This is a genomic window from Asticcacaulis solisilvae (genome assembly GCF_017875235.1).
Taxonomy (GTDB): domain Bacteria; phylum Pseudomonadota; class Alphaproteobacteria; order Caulobacterales; family Caulobacteraceae; genus Asticcacaulis; species Asticcacaulis solisilvae_A.
This window is the reverse complement of record NZ_JAGGMI010000001.1, coordinates 435,222-450,647: the sequence shown is the minus strand read 5'-3', so window position 1 is coordinate 450,647 and position 15,426 is coordinate 435,222. Positions and strand designations below refer to the sequence as shown.

Genomic DNA, 15,426 nt, shown 5'->3' with positions numbered 1-15,426 from the left:
TGCGTTTTACGGAAATGCCTATATTCCTAAGCGACTCGAAAAAAAAGGGGCAGGACGGCATGGCCGCGATTATCGGTTTTATTTTCTTCATACTGCATGGCCTGTTTTCTCTGATCATATGGGCGCTCATCATCAGCGCCATCCTGAGCTGGCTGGTGGCGTTCAACGTCATCAATACGCGCAATGGCGCAGTGTGGCGGATCATGGAGGTGCTGGACCGGATCACCGCGCCGATTCTGGAACCCTTCCGCCGCATTATTCCGCCGGTCGGTGGGCTCGACCTCAGCTTCCTGGTCGCCTTCCTGGTCATCCAGGGCATCAAGATCTACCTGCTGCCGGCGGCGGAAACCGCTATGATCCAACTCGTCGCGATGTGAGCCGGCTGTTCGTCCGGCTGACGCCCAAGGCGTCGGTGGATCGCATCGACGGCTGGGATGAGGACGAACACGGCCGCCGCTTCCTGAAGGTCCGCGTGCGCGCTGCTCCCATCGAAGGGCAGGCCAACGCCGCCCTTATTGTCTTTATCGCCAAAACTTTGAAAGTGCCAAAGTCGCGCGTCAGCCTGATCGCGGGCGATACGGCGCGGCTGAAATGCCTTGAGATCGAGGGCGTTGAGACGTTCGAAACTTTGGCCTAAGACCCCACCGCCTCGCGCGTTCGCAAAGCGAACTTCACGCGGTCCCCCGCCCCACATGCCTGCCGGCGAGGCTGAGGCAGTATAGAAAGAGCCCCGGAAGCTTGCGCTTGCCGGGGCCAGTTCACCTTTGCGAGGTGGTCTCTTAAACTTAAATAGTAGCCATTAAGCGTTGGTCAATGCCGCTTCACGGATCTGGTCGTTGATCGCCTGGGCAACTTGCGAGCCCGAAGCCGTACCGCCCAAGTCGCGCGTCAGCACGCCCTTTTCAACAACCGCATCAATGGCCGCGTCGAGCGCATCGGCTTCGGTCATCAGGTTCAGCGAGAAGCGCAGCATCATGGCGACCGACTTCAGCGTGCCGATCGGATTGGCCAGGTCCTTGCCGGCGATGTCCGGCGCCGAGCCGTGGATCGGCTCATAGAGACCCTTGCCCGTAGCGCCCAGCGACGCCGAACCTAAGAGGCCGATCGAGCCCGGCAGGACCGAGGCGAGGTCGGAGAGGATGTCGCCGAACATGTTCTCGGTCACCACGACGTCGAATGAGCGCGGGCGGGTGACCAGGTGCATGGCCATCGAGTCGACCAGGGCGTGTTCCAGCTCGACATCGTTATATTCTTCGCGGTGCAGGCGGATGACCGTCTCACGCCACAGGCGGCTCGTTTCGATGACATTGGCCTTGTCGACCGAGGTCACCTTGTTGCGGCGCTTGCGGGCGGCGTCAAAGGCGACACGGGCGACGCGTTCGATTTCGGCGACCGTGTAGACGCATTCGTCGGTGGCCGAGGTTTCGGTGCGCGTCTGCCTGCCGAAATAGAGACCGCCGGTCAGTTCGCGGACGATCAGCATGTCCGAGCCTTCGACGACTTCGGCCTTGAGCGGCGAACGGTGAACCTGTGACGCCTTGACGTCCATCGGACGCAGGTTGGCGAACAGGCCCAGCGACTTACGGACGGCCAGCAGGCCCTGTTCCGGACGCTGTTTCCCTAAGTCCCACTTCGGACCGCCGACAGCGCCCAGCAGCACGGCATCGGCCGCCAGACAGGCGCGGTCGGTGTCTTCCGGGTAGGGGTTGTTGTCGGTGTCGATGGCGATGCCGCCGATCCGCTTTTCTTCGAAGTTGAAGGTGTGGCCGTAGACGTCGCCGATGGTCTTCAGCGCGTTGACGCCGGCGGCGGCGACTTCGGGGCCGATGCCATCGCCCGGCAGGACGACAATATTGAAGCTTGCCATTACGCGGCCTTTCCGTTGGTCTTTTCAAATTGTTCGATGTCGGGCAGACGCTTCAGCAGCCAGCCCATAGCGTCGACGCCTTCCAGCAGGCACTGGCGCGCAAAGGCTTCGATCTGGAAGGTGATGACGGTGCCGTCTTCCAGGGTCAGGCTGTTCGATTCCAGGTCGATCGACACGCGCTGTTGCGGGTTGGCCAGCAGCTTGTCGTGCACGGCCTTGTCGACGACGATCGGCAAGAGGCCGTTCTTCAGGCAGTTCGATTTGAAGATGTCGGCGATTTCGGTCGAGATGACGGCCTTGAAGCCATAGTCCATCAGCGCCCACGGCGCATGTTCGCGCGACGAGCCGCAGCCGAAGTTGTTGCCGCCGACCAGGACGCGGTGCTCGGTCGGGTCGATGGTGTTCAGGATGTGCGGCTTATTCGAGCCGTCGGCATTGTAGCGCCAGTCATTGAACGCGACCTTGCCGAGACCGGCCTTGGTCGTGGTCGTCAGAAAGCGCGCGGGGATGATCTGGTCCGTGTCGATATTGGCTTCGGGCAGGACGACGATGCGCGACGAGAAGGTGTTGACGGGTTCCTGGTTGGACATGTGGATCAAGCCTCCTCAAGAGCCATGAATTGACGGGGATCGGCGACGTGGCCGGCGATGGCCGAGGCCGCCGCAGTGGCCGGCGAGGCGAGCACGGTGCGCGAGCCCGGACCCTGGCGGCCTTCGAAGTTGCGGTTGGAGGTCGAGACGGCCAACTGGCCCGGCAGGACGAAGTCGCCGTTCATGGCGATGCACATCGAGCAGCCCGGCAGACGCCATTCGGCGCCGGCTTCGAGGAAGATCTCGTGCAGGCCTTCCTTTTCGGCTTCGACGCGGACCCATTCCGAACCCGGAACGATCAGGGCGCGCACGCCTTCGGCGACCTTGCGGCCCTTCATGATGGCGGCGGCGGCGCGCAGGTCGGCCATACGGCCGTTGGTGCACGAACCGATGAAGACGACGTCGACCTTTTCGGCCTCGCGCTTCTCACCGCCGGTAAAGTTCATGTACTTTAGCGCGCGTTCGTCGTCCTCGCCTTGCGGCATGGGCACGCCCTTGGCGATGGCGGCGCCCTGGTCCGGGGACGTGCCCCAGGTGGCCATGGGCTCGATGGCCGAACCATCGATGGTGATTTCCTTGTCGAAGACAGCGCCGGCGTCGGACGCGAGCGACAGCCAGCCCTTGGCAGCTTCGTCGAAAGCCGCGCCTTGCGGCACGTACTGGCGGCCGCGCAGCCATTCGACCGTCTTCTGGTCGGGGGCGATCATGCCGCAACGGGCGCCGGCCTCGATCGACAGGTTACAGACCGTCATGCGGCCTTCCATATCGAGCGCTTCGATGACCGGGCCGGCATATTCCAGCGCGTAGCCGGTGCCGCCCGAGAAGCCGAGCGTGGCGATGACGGTCAGGGCCACGTCCTTGCCGGTGACGCCCGGCTGGAGCTTGCCCGTGATGTTGATGCGCATCGTTTTTGGCTTGCGCTGGGCCAGGCACTGGGTGGCCAGGACGTGGCCGACTTCCGAGGTGCCGATGCCGAACGCGATGCAGCCAAAGGCGCCGTGGGTCGAGGTGTGGCTGTCGCCGCAGACGACGGTGAAGCCCGGCTGGGTCAGGCCCATTTCCGGCCCGATGACGTGGACGACGCCGCGGTTTTCAGCATCGTAGCCGAACAGGCGGACGCCGTTCTTGGCGGCATTGGCTTCCAGCGTTTCGACCTGTGTCTTGGCCTGGGCGGTGACGTAGGGGCGGTTGCCGTCGGCGTCGGGGCGCAGGGTCGGAATCGAGTGATCGAGCGTGGCGAAGGTCCGGTCCGGACGGCGGACCTTCAGGCCGCGCGCGTCCAGTTCGGAAAACGCCTGCGGGCTTGTGACTTCGTGGACGAGATGCAGGTCGATATAGATGACGGCGGGCTTATCGGCCCCTTCCGGCTCCACGACGTGGGCGTCCCACACTTTTTCAAACAACGATTTCGCGGTCATAATAGGTCTCTTGTCTGATGGACCTTCGCCTCCCCTATTTATGGGGGAGGTGGATTTGCCAGCGTCAAGCTGGCAAAGACGGAAGGGGCTTTACCGTCGGTTCAGCCCCGCCCACCGCCTGACGGCGGTCCCCCCTCCCCATAAATGGGGAGGGCGAAGGTGGTACGAGTTATTCCGCCGGAACGGTGGCGTCGATCGGATCGAGCCAGCCGAAACGGTCTTCGGTCGTGCCGTTGAACAGACCATGGAACAGGGTCTGCAAACGGGCGGTGATCTTGCCGCGGCCATTGGCGCGGACAGGGATATCGTCGACGCTGCGGATCGGCGTGATTTCCGCCGCCGTGCCGGTCATGAAGATTTCATCGGCCAGGTACAGCATCTCGCGCGGCAGGTCCTGCTCCAGCACCTCGATGCCGTCGGCCTTGGCAAGCTTGATAATGGTGTCGCGGGTAATGCCGCCCAGGATCGAAGCCGCAACCGGCGGCGTGTAGATCTTGCCGTTCATCATGACGAACAGGTTTTCACCCGCGCCTTCGGAGATCAGGCCGTTGACGCCCAGGCCGATGCCTTCGACATAGCCGCGCGAACGGGCTTCCTTGCCGATCAGGTACGACGACAGGTAGTTGCCGCCGGCCTTGGCCATGACAGGGATGGTGTTCGGCGCGGCGCGGTTCCACGACGAGATGCAGACGTCCACGCCCTTGGTCAGGCCTTCTTCGCCCAGATAGGCGCCCCACGGGAAGGCGGCGATGGCGACGTCGACCGAGACATTCTCGGGCTTCGGCGTCACGCCCATGCCGCATTCGCCCAGGAAGGCGATCGGACGCCAGTAGGCGCTCTTCAGGTTGTTGGCCTTGATGATATCCTTCGACGCCTGGATCATTTGTTCCAGGTTAAACGGGATAACAAAGCCGTAGATGCGGGCGGAGTCTTCCAGGCGACGCAGGTGGTCGCCTAAGCGGAAGCCAACCGGGCCGTTCGGCGTGTCGTAGCAGCGGATGCCTTCGAACACGGAGGTGCCATAGTGCAGCGCGTGGGTCAGGACGTGAACCTGAGCGTCCTCCCAGTTGATGACTTGGCCATTGAACCAGATTTTTTCAGCGAGCTTTTTCATGTGTGTCAGCTTATCGGTATGATTTTTTGAGTGGGCGCTTTGCGGTTTTGCCCGGATGGGCTTCTCTACTCCGTTTAGCGGAGACCACAAAGGCGATTTATCGAACGCATCGGATTATGCGCGAAGCCTTGATCATACCTGGCCGGGGCCGCGACCACGGCCCCGATAAACCTTCTCTCCTGTGTTCAAAGTCGTCATTACGCCCTGGCCTCCTGCTTCGCCTTGGCAGGCTTTGCGGTGGCGCCACGCGGATCGGCGTCCAGGCGGGTAATGCCGTAGAGACGATCGATCTGCAGGTTCAGCGTCTCGAGCGTGCGGCCGGCGTCACGGACGCGAACGGTCACGTTCAGACCACGCTTCGTCTCACCGAGATCGAAGAGTTCGATACCATCGATGTGGAAGCCGCGCCGCTCGATCAGGCCGAGAATACGCAGGAGGCTGCCTTCGAGACGATCCAGCTCAATATGAATCAAGTGGCTCATCCCAGCGTTCCTCCATCATGTCCGCGTTGGACGCGCCCGGCGGCACCAGCGGCCAGACATTTTCACGCGGATCGATAACAACATGCAAAAGTGTGGGCCGCTCGGCCGCCAGCAGGCGGTCCAGAGCCGCATCGACCTCATGGCGATGGGTGATGCGGAAGGCGTCCAGGTTGAACGCCTTGGCGACGACGACGAAGTCGGGATTGTCCGACAGGTCGATTTCGGAATAGTTCTCCTCGAAGAACAGTTGCTGCCACTGGCGCACCAGGCCCAGCGAGGAGTTGTCGAGCAGGACGATCTTCAGGGGGATGTTGTAGCGATTGAGCGTCGCCATCTCCTGAATGTTCATCATGAAGCTGCCGTCGCCCGAAACAGTGACGACGTGCATCTCGGGACGGCCGAGTTTCGCGCCAAGGCCTGCGGGCAGGCCGTAGCCCATGGCGCCCGAACCGCCTGATGTCAGGTGGGCCCGGTTGTTCGGGAATTCGCAGTGCTGCGCGACCCACATCTGGTGCTGGCCGACGTCGCAGGCGACCATGAACTTGTCGCCGGCCTTTTCGGACAGGGTCTTCAGCAGGCCCGGGGCATAGATGCCCTGGCCCGGTGCGTTATAGCGGAAGCGGTGTTCCCACTTGTCGGCCTTGCACTTTTCGACCCACTTCTGGATCGGGCCGACCTTGGGGTTCAGCGCCGGCAAGCCGATCTTCAGGTCGCCGACAATGCCGACATCGGCCTTGCGCAGCTTGCCGATTTCGGCGCGGTCGATGTCAAAATGGATGACCTTGGCGTTGGGGGCAAAGGCGTTCAGCTTGCCGGTGGCGCGGTCGTCGAAGCGCGCGCCCAGGACGATCAGCAGATCGGCTTCCTGGACGGCATTGTTGGCGGCGCGCGTGCCGTGCATGCCCAGCATGCCGAGCGCCAGTTCGTCGGTCGTCGGCAATGTGCCGAGGCCCTTCAGCGTCGAGACCAATGGGATGCCCGTGCGGGCGACCAGGTCGCGCAGTTCCTGCGCGGCGCCAGCCATTTCAACACCGCCGCCGACGTAGAAGAGCGGCTTCTGGGCTTGTCCGATCAGCTTCTCGGCGGCCTTGAGCGCATCGGCGTCAGGCGCCGGCGGCGTCCATTCCGGGAAGGTGGCGGCGTCGGACGTGGCGACGCGCGTGGCGGCGATGTCGCGCGGGATGTCGACCAGGACAGGGCCGGGGCGGCCTTCGCGGGCGATGGCAAACGCTTCGGCCAGGATGGCGGGAATTTCGGCCGGGTTGCGGACCAGCCAGGAGTGCTTGACGATGCCCAGCGTCATGCCGAGGATGTCGACTTCCTGGAAACCGTCCGTGCCCATCAGGTGCGTGCCGACCTGGCCGGTGATGCAGACCATCGGCACGGAGTCCATATAGGCATTGGCGATGCCGGTGATCAGGTTGGTGGCGCCGGGGCCGGACGTCGCCATGCAGACGCCGGTACGCCCCGTGGCGCGGGCATAGGCATCGGCGGCGAAGGCGGCGCCTTGCTCGTGGCGGACGAGGATGTGCTGCAAGCCGGACCCGGCGAGCGCATCGTAGATGGGCATGATCGCTCCGCCCGGATAGCCGAATACGGTCTCGACCCCCAGCGCCTTCAGCGTGGAGATGACCAGTTGTGCTCCGGACGGTTGGTTGCTCATCGGTGTAAACTTCGAGGTTAGTTGAACCAGATAATTCCCGACCTGTTTGAGTGGGTCGAGTGCAGCGAAAGTATAGCTTTCGCCAGCGAGCGGGACCGCGAAGCGGTGGGAGGGGGAAGGCCCCAAGCTCCTGCGCTTGTTGATCCGGTGGCTTCCCCCTTCCGTCGTTTGCTCCGCAAACGCCACCTTCCCCGTAAACGGGGAAGGAAGAAATGAAAGAGCTCTTCCAGACAGAAAAGAGGTGGTGGCGGACCCGCCTAGGCCCGCCACCTGCGGCGGTGTGGACTGTTACGCGTCCACGGATTGCTTGTTTTGCAGCCACGACATGCGCGAACGCAGGTCCTTGCCGACGTGCTCGATCTGGTGATCCAAGTCCTGCTTCATCAGCGCGGTGTAACGCGGACGGCCGGCCATGTTTTCCAGGATCCAGTCGCGGGCGAAGTCGCCCGACTGGATGTCGTTGAGCACTTCGCGCATACGCTCGCGGGTCTCTTCGTTGATGATGCGCGGGCCCGAAACCAGGTCGCCATACTTGCAGGTTTCCGAAACGAACGAGTGCATCTTTTCGAAGCCGCCTTCATACAGCAGGTCAACGATCAGCTTCAGTTCGTGCAGGACTTCGAAGTAGGCGATTTCCGGGCGGTAGCCGGCGTCGACCAGGGTTTCGAAGCCGAGCAGGATCAGCTCGGTCGTGCCACCGCACAGGACGGCCTGTTCGCCGAACAGGTCGGTTTCGGTTTCTTCCTTGAAGGTCGTTTCGATAACGCCGCCGACGGTGCCGCCGATGCCGCGGGCATAGCCGAGCGCCTTGGTCGCAGCCTTGCCCGACAGATCGCGGTCAACCGCGAACAGGGTCGGAACGCCACGGCCGCGCTGGTATTCGCGGCGGACCAGGTCGCCCGGGCCCTTCGGGGCAACCAGGATGACGTCCATGTCGGCGCGCGGAACGACGCGGCCGTAGAGGACCGAGAAGCCGTGGGCGAACAGGAGGGCGACGCCTTGCGGGGCGTTCGGCTCGATGACGTCCTTGTACAGGTCGGCATGGGTCATGTCCGGCGTCAGGATGGCGATGATGGTCGCATCCTTACAGGCGTCGGCAACCGACAGAACCGTGTGGCCGTCAGCCTTGGCCTTGACTTCGCCGGCGCCGCCCGGACGCAGGCCGACCACGACGTCGGCGCCGGAGTCCTTCAGGTTCGAGGCGTGGGCGCGGCCCTGGCTGCCGTAACCGATGATGGCGATGCGTTCGCCCTTGAACGCGTCGGGCGAAACGTCGTCATTCGTATAGATCTTCACAATGGTCTCCGTGGTCGTGAGAGGTTAGACGGCGCGATTAGGCGCCTGTTGAAATCATGGATGCGTAGCGTTCGGCAGCCGCGCCGAACATTTTCGCGCCAGCCTTCTTTTGGCGAGCGCCGCGGCGGATGTCTATATCCGCCATGATGTCGATTCTGCGGCCGGCGATGTCGATATGGATGATATCGTCGTCCTGGGCATAGGCGATCGGCCCGCCGTCAGCGGCCGACGGCGCGACATTGCCGATGGCGGCGCCGACAGTCCCTGAGCCGATGCGGCCGTCGGTGATGATGGTGACGCGGTCCAGGCCCGAGGCCTGCAGGGCCGAAGCGACGCTGGCCACGCCGCCGGTCGCGAACAGGTCGGCGTCGCGGGCGTCATTGCGGATGATCAGGATGTCGCAATCGCGGATGCGGCCCTTGGCAATCGCTTCCAAGGCATCGCCGGCGGCCGAGAAGACACGCGCCGGGCCGTCGAACACTTCCGTAATAAAGTCGCCGAGACGAACCACGCAGCCTTCCGGCGCGAAGGTGCCATGCAGGATGGCGAAGCCGCTCTGGGCTTTCATGACGGGAGCTTTATCGAACTGGGTCAGGACGCTCATTTGCCTTGTCTCTGGTTGGTGTGTTCAGGTCAGTTCGGGCGGATATCGAGATGTGCGAAAAAATCCCGCCCGTTTTACGGAGCGGGAGGATGTTTCATCCTCAAAAGCGTGGGGTCAGCCCTTCGCTACCACTCCATCAAGGGGCGTAGTACGCCCCCAATAAGCGATACGATGCTAATCACGACAGCCGACGAAAACAGGCCCATGCCCAGAACCTTGAGGTTCCTGGCCGTGGTGTTTTCGATAGCAATGGCTTGCGCCGAAGTCATAATTGGGCTCCAAAACGGCCTCCTCACGAAGCCGTTACAACTGTATAACCTCAAATAGTGTGCGAATGCAAACGCATTTTGGAAAAATTTTCCGCACATTCAAGATATTACGGCGGTGCAGCAAAATTATTTTTCCCATATAGCGTTGTTTGTGAAATTATTTTTCATTGCCGGACGGCAATTGCCGCAAAACGCCGCCAGACTCCGGCGAATCTGGAAAGGTTCTGCCCTCGTTGAAAATGATACGATCCGGCGGGTGCTTGCGTGAACGCAGGCGACGACTATCATAAGGGCATGCTCGCACCCATTGCCACCTTTCGTTTGACCTGTGCTGCAGCCTTGTTTGCGTTGTGCATGGCCGTGCCTGTCATGGCGCAGGAGCGCAAGACGGGCGATTATCCGCTCACGGCCGACTCTCTGGTCCAGGCGGATATAAAGCATGGCCGGCTGGAAGGGCCGTTCGAGTTTCATTCGAAACTGATACCCGATACGGTCCGCCGCTACTGGATCTATGTGCCGGCGGGCTATGACGCCAAGACGCCGCCGAACCTGCTGGTGTTTCAGGATGGCCAGCGCGCGACCAATCCGAACGGTTCGCTGCGCGTTCAGAACGTGCTCGATAACCTGATCGCCAAGGGCGAGATACCGAAGACGCTCGGTGTCTTCGTCACGCCGGGCAATACCAGTGCGACCTATCCCGACAATCTGGGCATGAGCAATCCGAACCACCGCGCCGAAGAGTACGACGCGCTGTCGGACACCTATGCGCGCATGCTGACCGAAGAGCTGCTGCCGCACGTCGCGAAGAGCTATGCCTTTACGTCGGACCCAAAGCGCCGTGTGATCGGCGGGACATCGTCGGGTGCCATTGCCTCATTCACGACGGCCTGGAACCATCCGGAAGCCTTCGGCAATGTCATCAGCATCATCGGCTCGTACACGTCGATTGGCTATAAGCCCGCGACGGCGACGACGCCGTTTGTGCCGGGCGGAGACATCTATCCGGGCGTGATCCGCAAGTCGAAGATCCGCCCCTTACGCATCTTTATCCAGGATGGCTCGAACGACCTCGACAACGAACACGGCAACTGGTTCCTGGCCAACCAGCAGATGGTCAAGTCAATCGAATGGGCCAATGCCAACGCCGACAAGTGGGACCTGGGGCCACATCGCTACGACCTGAAATATGTCTGGGGCGATGGCGCGCATTCCGACCAGCACGGCGGCGCGCTGCTGCCCGACATCCTGCGCTGGATCTGGCGGGATCAGAAATGACCGTCATGACGAAAATTATTCCTTCCCCGTTTACGGGGAAGGTGGCATCGAGCCTTGGCGAGATGACGGAAGGGGCGTTCGCTGAACTACCGCTTCCCCCCTTCCGTCGCCGCTAAAGCGCCGACACCTTCCCCGTAAACGGGGAAGGAAGTAAACTCACTCAATTCTAGTTCATAAGGTTTCACCCCATGCCTACCTATCGTTCCCGTACCACCACAGCCGGCCGTAACATGGCGGGCGCGCGGGCGCTATGGCGGGCGACCGGCATGAAGGAAGCCGACTTCCAGAAGCCGATCATCGCCGTCGTCAACTCCTTCACCCAGTTCGTGCCCGGCCACGTCCACCTCAAGGACCTGGGCCAGCTGGTGGCGCGCGAAATCGAAGCCGCCGGCGGTGTGGCGAAAGAGTTCAACACCATCGCGGTCGATGACGGCATCGCCATGGGCCACGGCGGCATGCTCTATTCCCTGCCGTCGCGCGACCTGATCGCCGACAGCGTCGAATACATGGTCAATGCGCACTGCGCCGACGCCATGGTCTGTATCTCAAACTGCGACAAGATCACGCCGGGCATGCTGATGGCGGCCATGCGGATCAACATCCCGGTCGTCTTCGTCTCGGGTGGCCCAATGGAAGCCGGCAAGGTCGTGTGGCCGGACGCTGATGGCGCGCAAAAGACGCACAAGCTCGACCTGGTCGACGCCATGATGCAGGCCGGCGACGACCGCATTTCGGACGCCCAGGTCCAGGCCGTCGAAGAAGCCGCGTGTCCGACCTGCGGCTCGTGTTCGGGCATGTTCACCGCCAATTCGATGAACTGCCTGACCGAGGCGCTGGGCCTGTCTCTGCCCGGCAACGGCACGACGCTGGCCACCCACGCCGACCGCGAAGCGCTGTTCAAGAACGCTGGCAAGCTGATCGTCGACATCACCAAGCGCTACTATGAAAAGGACGACACATCCGTCCTGCCGCGCGCGATCTGCACCAAGGCAGCGTTCGAGAACGCCATGGCGCTGGATGTGGCCATGGGCGGTTCGACCAATACCGTGCTGCACATCCTGGCGGCGGCGCAGGAAGCCGGCGTCGATTTCACCATGGCCGATATCGACCGGATTTCGCGAGTCACGCCGTGCGTCTGCAAGGTCGCGCCGGCAGTCCAGAATGTCCACATCGAAGACGTCCACCGCGCCGGCGGCATCATGGGTATCCTGGGTGAACTGGCGCGCGGCGGTCTGCTCGACACCAACGCCAAGACGGTCCATGCGCCGACGCTCGGCCACGCGCTCAGCTATTGGGACATCCGCCAGACCAATGACGAAGAGGTCACCGAGTTCTTCAAGGCGGCGCCGGGCGGCGTGCGCACCACCCAGGCCTTCTCGCAGGAGCGCCGCTGGGACGAACTGGACCGCGACCGCGTCGGCGGCGTGATCCGTTCGAAGGAAAACGCCTTTACCAAGGACGGCGGCCTGGCCGTGCTCTACGGCAATATCGCCGAAAAGGGCTGCATCGTGAAGACGGCCGGCGTCGATGAGTCGATCTGGCGCTTTAACGGCACGGCCAAGGTGTTCGAAAGCCAGGACGAGGCGGTCTCGGCCGTCCTGACCAACAAGATCAAGGAAGGCGACGTCGTCGTCATCCGCTACGAAGGCCCCAAGGGCGGCCCGGGCATGCAGGAAATGCTCTATCCGACGACCTATCTGAAGTCGAAGGGTCTGGGCAAGGCGTGCGCGCTTTTGACCGACGGGCGTTTTTCGGGCGGCACGTCGGGCCTGTCGATCGGCCACGTTTCGCCGGAAGCGGCGTCGGGCGGCCTGATCGCGCTCGTCAAGGACGGCGATACGATCGAAATCGACATCCCGGCGCGGACCATCCACCTGGCGATCTCCGACCGCGAAATGGCCGAGCGCCGTGCCGCCGAAGAGCATCGGGGCAAGGCGGCTTACACGCCGCACGACCGCAAGCGCACGGTCTCCGCTGCGCTCAAGGCTTATGCGGCTCTGGTGACCTCGGCCGACACCGGCGCTGTGCGGGACTTGAGCCAGCTCGAGCATTAACCAGCTTGCTAAGCCGGGGCTTTGCGGTAGGTTATTCCCTGAACAGGGGAATTGGCGATGGATCGGCGGACACTGGTTGCGGGCCTGACTGGCTTGGCGGGGACGGCGGCGTGGGGCGAAGCCGTGGCCGCCATCGGCGACAAACAGGCGCAGTCGGCCCTGCGCCAGATGCTCAATGACGGCACGGTCGCCTCGGTGACCAGGCTCGGCAAGACTGACGGCTATTGGGGCGACTCGCTCGTCCGCATTCCCTTGCCGAAGACCTTGGCTAATGCGCAGAAGCTGGCCAAGCCACTGGGCTTGTCTGGTGTTTTCGATGAACTGCACCTGCGCATCAATCGGGGTGCCGAGCAGGCGGCGCCTCTGGCGCGTGACCTGTTCCACGATGCCATTACCTCGATGACCATCAAGGACGCCGTCAGCATCATCACCGGTGCACCGACGGCCGGGACGCAGTATCTGCAAAAGACGACCACGCCGCGCCTGACGACGGCCTTTACGCCGATCGTCGAGAATGCGCTGCAGTCGGCGGGTGCTGTGACCTATTTCGACCGTGCCGTAAAGCGCAACAACCTGCAGAGCTTCGTCAAGACCGACGCCAAGACCTATCTCGGCAAGTATGCGGTGACCTATGCCTTGACCGGGCTGTTCCACTATATCGGTGTCGAGGAAGCCGCTATCCGCCGCAGCCCGGCCAAGCGCGGCAGCCAGATTTTAAAGGCGGTGTTCGGTTAAAATTGGCCCCCACCACCACATCTAGCGCTGGGCGCGCCGTCTTGCGCTTGCCGGGACTATATCCCGGCTACGCTCACCCGACCTCCCCACTTGCTTCATTGCGCTGAACGTGTGAGCCGCTCGTAGGGAGGAGTGACGGAGAGTCTTATTCCTCCCTGAGAGCGTCTCGTGGTTTCAGCGCAATGAAGCGAACGGGGAGGGGGACCGCGACCCGAAGGGGCGTGGTGGTGGGGGCCTTTAAACCTCCGACCGCAGCGCGGCGGCGGCGCCCCGGAAGGAACCACTGTAACGCTCCTGCCGGGCGGAATTGCCGGAGAGTAACGCACCGACATATTTCACCGCATTGACCGCCATCAGCGCCAGGGCAGGCGAGGGCAGGCCGTATTTACGCGCGATATAGACCTTCGACCACGACTGATGATAGCGGCAAAGCGCGATCAGACCAGGGCTCAGCGCCGACGACCCGCCGCGCAAATGCCAGACCCGTGCCGCCGCGACATAGACTATGGCGCGTTTGCGGTCGCTTAGGCGCCGGCACAGATCGTCGTCTTCGTAATAGAGGAAGATGTTCTCGTCGAAGCCGCCCATGTCGAGGAAGAGGTCGCGCCGCATCATCAGGCATGATCCCTGGACCATCAGCGTACAGACGTCGCCCACCGGGCTTTCGCTGGCCTTGGGACCCGGATTGAGGAAGCCGCCGGTCTTGAAATATTCGCGGCCGTCGGGCTCGATGATGCGCGGCGCGTAGAGCCCGGCTTCGGGGTAGGTCGTCGCGGCCTCCAGCAATGCTGAGACAGCTTCGGGCGAGACGGTCGCGTCCGGATTGCAGATCAGTACGTGTTCCGTGGTCGCCGCCCGCACGCCGATATTGTTGGCGCGGCCATAGCCAAGATTGCGGCGATTGCGGATGACGATTGCGCCCATGGCGGCGGCAATGACGGCGCTGTCGTCCGTCGATCCGTTGTCGACGACGATGGCGCGGACGCCGGCGCGGTGCAGGGCCGTCAGGCACGCTGGCAGGACGGCTGCGCTGTTATAGGTAACGACGACGGCGGTCAGGGTCTCGGTCATGCCGCGCCCCTGGCAAACTGCGCGGGCAGGGCGGCGAGCTGGTAGATTTCCGAGCCATAGGCCGTCAGGTCGATGAAGCTGTAGCCGCCGTTTGCGCGGTCGCAGACATAGAGCCCGCAGCCCGAAACTTGCGACGCCATGTCCGGATCGGGCAGCAGCCGTTCCTTGCGGCGGACGGCGCTGAGGCGGCTCTTGCCGCGCTGAGCGCTGATGCCGATGATGAAGTGGTCGCTGGTGATGCACAGGCCACGCGCATAGCCCAGCACCGACAGGACCTTCTCAAAGCCGTCGTCCCCGATGCGGTAGAGCGTACCTGTCATTGATTCCAGCACATAAAGGCTGTCGCCGTCCGAGGTAACGCTGTGCGGATCGCTTAGCCCGTCAAAGTAGGGGCTGCCGTCATTGAGGCTCATTAGTGTGCCGTTGCGAAGGCCGTACCTGCGTCGGGCGCCGAACATCGAAAAGACGATGTCGCCGCGATGACGGCAGATATCATTGATGTGGTGGGCGTCTTCGCCGGCGGTCGGAAAGGGCTGAAGCATTTCGTAACGGTTGAGGTCGGGCCACAACCGCAGGACGCCGTCCGTACCGGTTGAAACGGCATAGAGGGCATAGCCGGCGTCGATCAGGCCGTGGGTATCCGACAGGCCCTTGGGGTAGACGATCCGGCGGGTGCGAAAGCTGGAGTCGAGACGGGCAATGGCGCTGCGGCGGTTCGACTGAATGGCGACGGTCACGTGCCCAGCCCCGACGACGAAGCCGGTGGCGCCCGTTACCCGGCCGTCAAAAGTGATGGGCGTTACGGTTCCGTCCGCCGCGACGACCAGCATGTGGGGTTGGCCCGGCAGGGTGTTGCACAACGAAATCAGGCAGGCCTGATTCAGTCGTGGCGATGGGTGTGGCTGGGGTTGTCTGGCGGTCCGGAACCCGCCGATGAACTCGAACATGTACGCTCCTCTCGGTCTCTGCCGAAACCCTCGGTCGCGCG

General features: G+C 62.9%; 15 protein-coding genes. 5 read left to right on the top strand and 10 right to left on the bottom strand.

What is annotated here, in order from left to right; translation table 11 throughout:
- Positions 1–59: 59 nt before the first annotated feature.
- On the top strand, positions 60–377 hold the full coding sequence (locus tag J2X24_RS02160) for a YggT family protein (RefSeq protein ID WP_209715891.1): 318 nt from the start codon (positions 60–62) through the stop codon (positions 375–377).
- Positions 374–637 (top strand): DUF167 domain-containing protein, encoded by a 264-nt coding sequence (locus J2X24_RS02155; protein WP_209715887.1) that lies wholly within the window; start codon positions 374–376, stop codon positions 635–637. The genes J2X24_RS02160 and J2X24_RS02155 overlap by 4 nt, the downstream gene beginning before the upstream one ends.
- 162 nt (positions 638–799) lie before the next feature.
- Here J2X24_RS02155 and leuB read toward each other — a convergent pair whose 3' ends face one another.
- From leuB to J2X24_RS02115, 8 genes are all read right to left on the bottom strand, one after another.
- A complete protein-coding gene (gene leuB / locus J2X24_RS02150; protein WP_209715884.1) occupies positions 800–1,867 on the bottom strand; it encodes a 3-isopropylmalate dehydrogenase in 1,068 nt (355 codons plus the stop codon).
- The gene (gene leuD, locus J2X24_RS02145; protein ID WP_209715881.1) at positions 1,867–2,457 is read right to left on the bottom strand and encodes a 3-isopropylmalate dehydratase small subunit; all 591 of its coding nucleotides are present in this window, start codon (positions 2,455–2,457) and stop codon (positions 1,867–1,869) included. The genes leuB and leuD overlap by 1 nt, the downstream gene beginning before the upstream one ends.
- Positions 2,458–2,462: 5 nt before the next feature.
- Positions 2,463–3,875 carry a 3-isopropylmalate dehydratase large subunit gene (gene leuC / locus J2X24_RS02140; protein ID WP_209715878.1) on the bottom strand — a complete coding sequence of 471 codons (1,413 nt, stop codon included), beginning with the start codon at positions 3,873–3,875 and terminating at the stop codon, positions 2,463–2,465.
- Positions 3,876–4,044: 169 nt separating this feature from the next.
- Positions 4,045–4,989, bottom strand: coding sequence for a branched-chain amino acid transaminase (locus J2X24_RS02135; protein WP_209715875.1), 945 nt, complete (start codon positions 4,987–4,989; stop codon positions 4,045–4,047).
- Positions 4,990–5,186: 197 nt separating this feature from the next.
- Complete coding sequence (locus tag J2X24_RS02130; protein ID WP_209715872.1) at positions 5,187–5,471, bottom strand: ACT domain-containing protein; 285 nt, start codon at positions 5,469–5,471, stop codon at positions 5,187–5,189.
- Positions 5,449–7,134: an acetolactate synthase 2 catalytic subunit gene (gene ilvG, locus J2X24_RS02125; protein ID WP_209715868.1), complete on the bottom strand. Its 1,686-nt coding sequence runs from the start codon at positions 7,132–7,134 to the stop codon at positions 5,449–5,451. Before ilvG ends, J2X24_RS02130 begins: the two co-directional genes overlap by 23 nt.
- Positions 7,135–7,422: 288 nt before the next feature.
- Positions 7,423–8,430 (bottom strand): ketol-acid reductoisomerase, encoded by a 1,008-nt coding sequence (ilvC, locus tag J2X24_RS02120; RefSeq protein ID WP_209715865.1) that lies wholly within the window; start codon positions 8,428–8,430, stop codon positions 7,423–7,425.
- 37 nt (positions 8,431–8,467) lie between these two features.
- A complete protein-coding gene (locus J2X24_RS02115; RefSeq protein WP_209715862.1) occupies positions 8,468–9,034 on the bottom strand; it encodes an IlvD/Edd family dehydratase in 567 nt (188 codons plus the stop codon).
- Between the two features lie 533 nt (positions 9,035–9,567).
- On the opposite strand from J2X24_RS02115, the gene J2X24_RS02110 reads away from it, so the two are divergent.
- From J2X24_RS02110 to J2X24_RS02100, 3 genes are all read left to right on the top strand, one after another.
- Entirely contained in the window at positions 9,568–10,578 is a 1,011-nt protein-coding gene (locus tag J2X24_RS02110; protein ID WP_310002375.1) for an alpha/beta hydrolase, read from the top strand.
- A gap of 188 nt (positions 10,579–10,766) precedes the next feature.
- On the top strand, positions 10,767–12,632 hold the full coding sequence (gene ilvD / locus J2X24_RS02105; protein WP_209715859.1) for a dihydroxy-acid dehydratase: 1,866 nt from the start codon (positions 10,767–10,769) through the stop codon (positions 12,630–12,632).
- Positions 12,633–12,689: 57 nt separating this feature from the next.
- On the top strand, positions 12,690–13,367 hold the full coding sequence (locus J2X24_RS02100) for a DUF4197 domain-containing protein (protein WP_209715856.1): 678 nt from the start codon (positions 12,690–12,692) through the stop codon (positions 13,365–13,367).
- A 237-nt stretch (positions 13,368–13,604) separates the two neighbouring features.
- Here the strand turns inward: J2X24_RS02100 and J2X24_RS02095 are convergent, their stop codons facing one another.
- Together J2X24_RS02095 and J2X24_RS02090 are read right to left on the bottom strand one after the other, a co-directional pair.
- On the bottom strand, positions 13,605–14,438 hold the full coding sequence (locus J2X24_RS02095; RefSeq protein ID WP_209715853.1) for a glycosyltransferase family 2 protein: 834 nt from the start codon (positions 14,436–14,438) through the stop codon (positions 13,605–13,607).
- Entirely contained in the window at positions 14,435–15,385 is a 951-nt protein-coding gene (locus J2X24_RS02090; protein ID WP_209715849.1) for a DUF4915 domain-containing protein, read from the bottom strand. Before J2X24_RS02090 ends, J2X24_RS02095 begins: the two co-directional genes overlap by 4 nt.
- Positions 15,386–15,426: the final 41 nt, after the last annotated feature.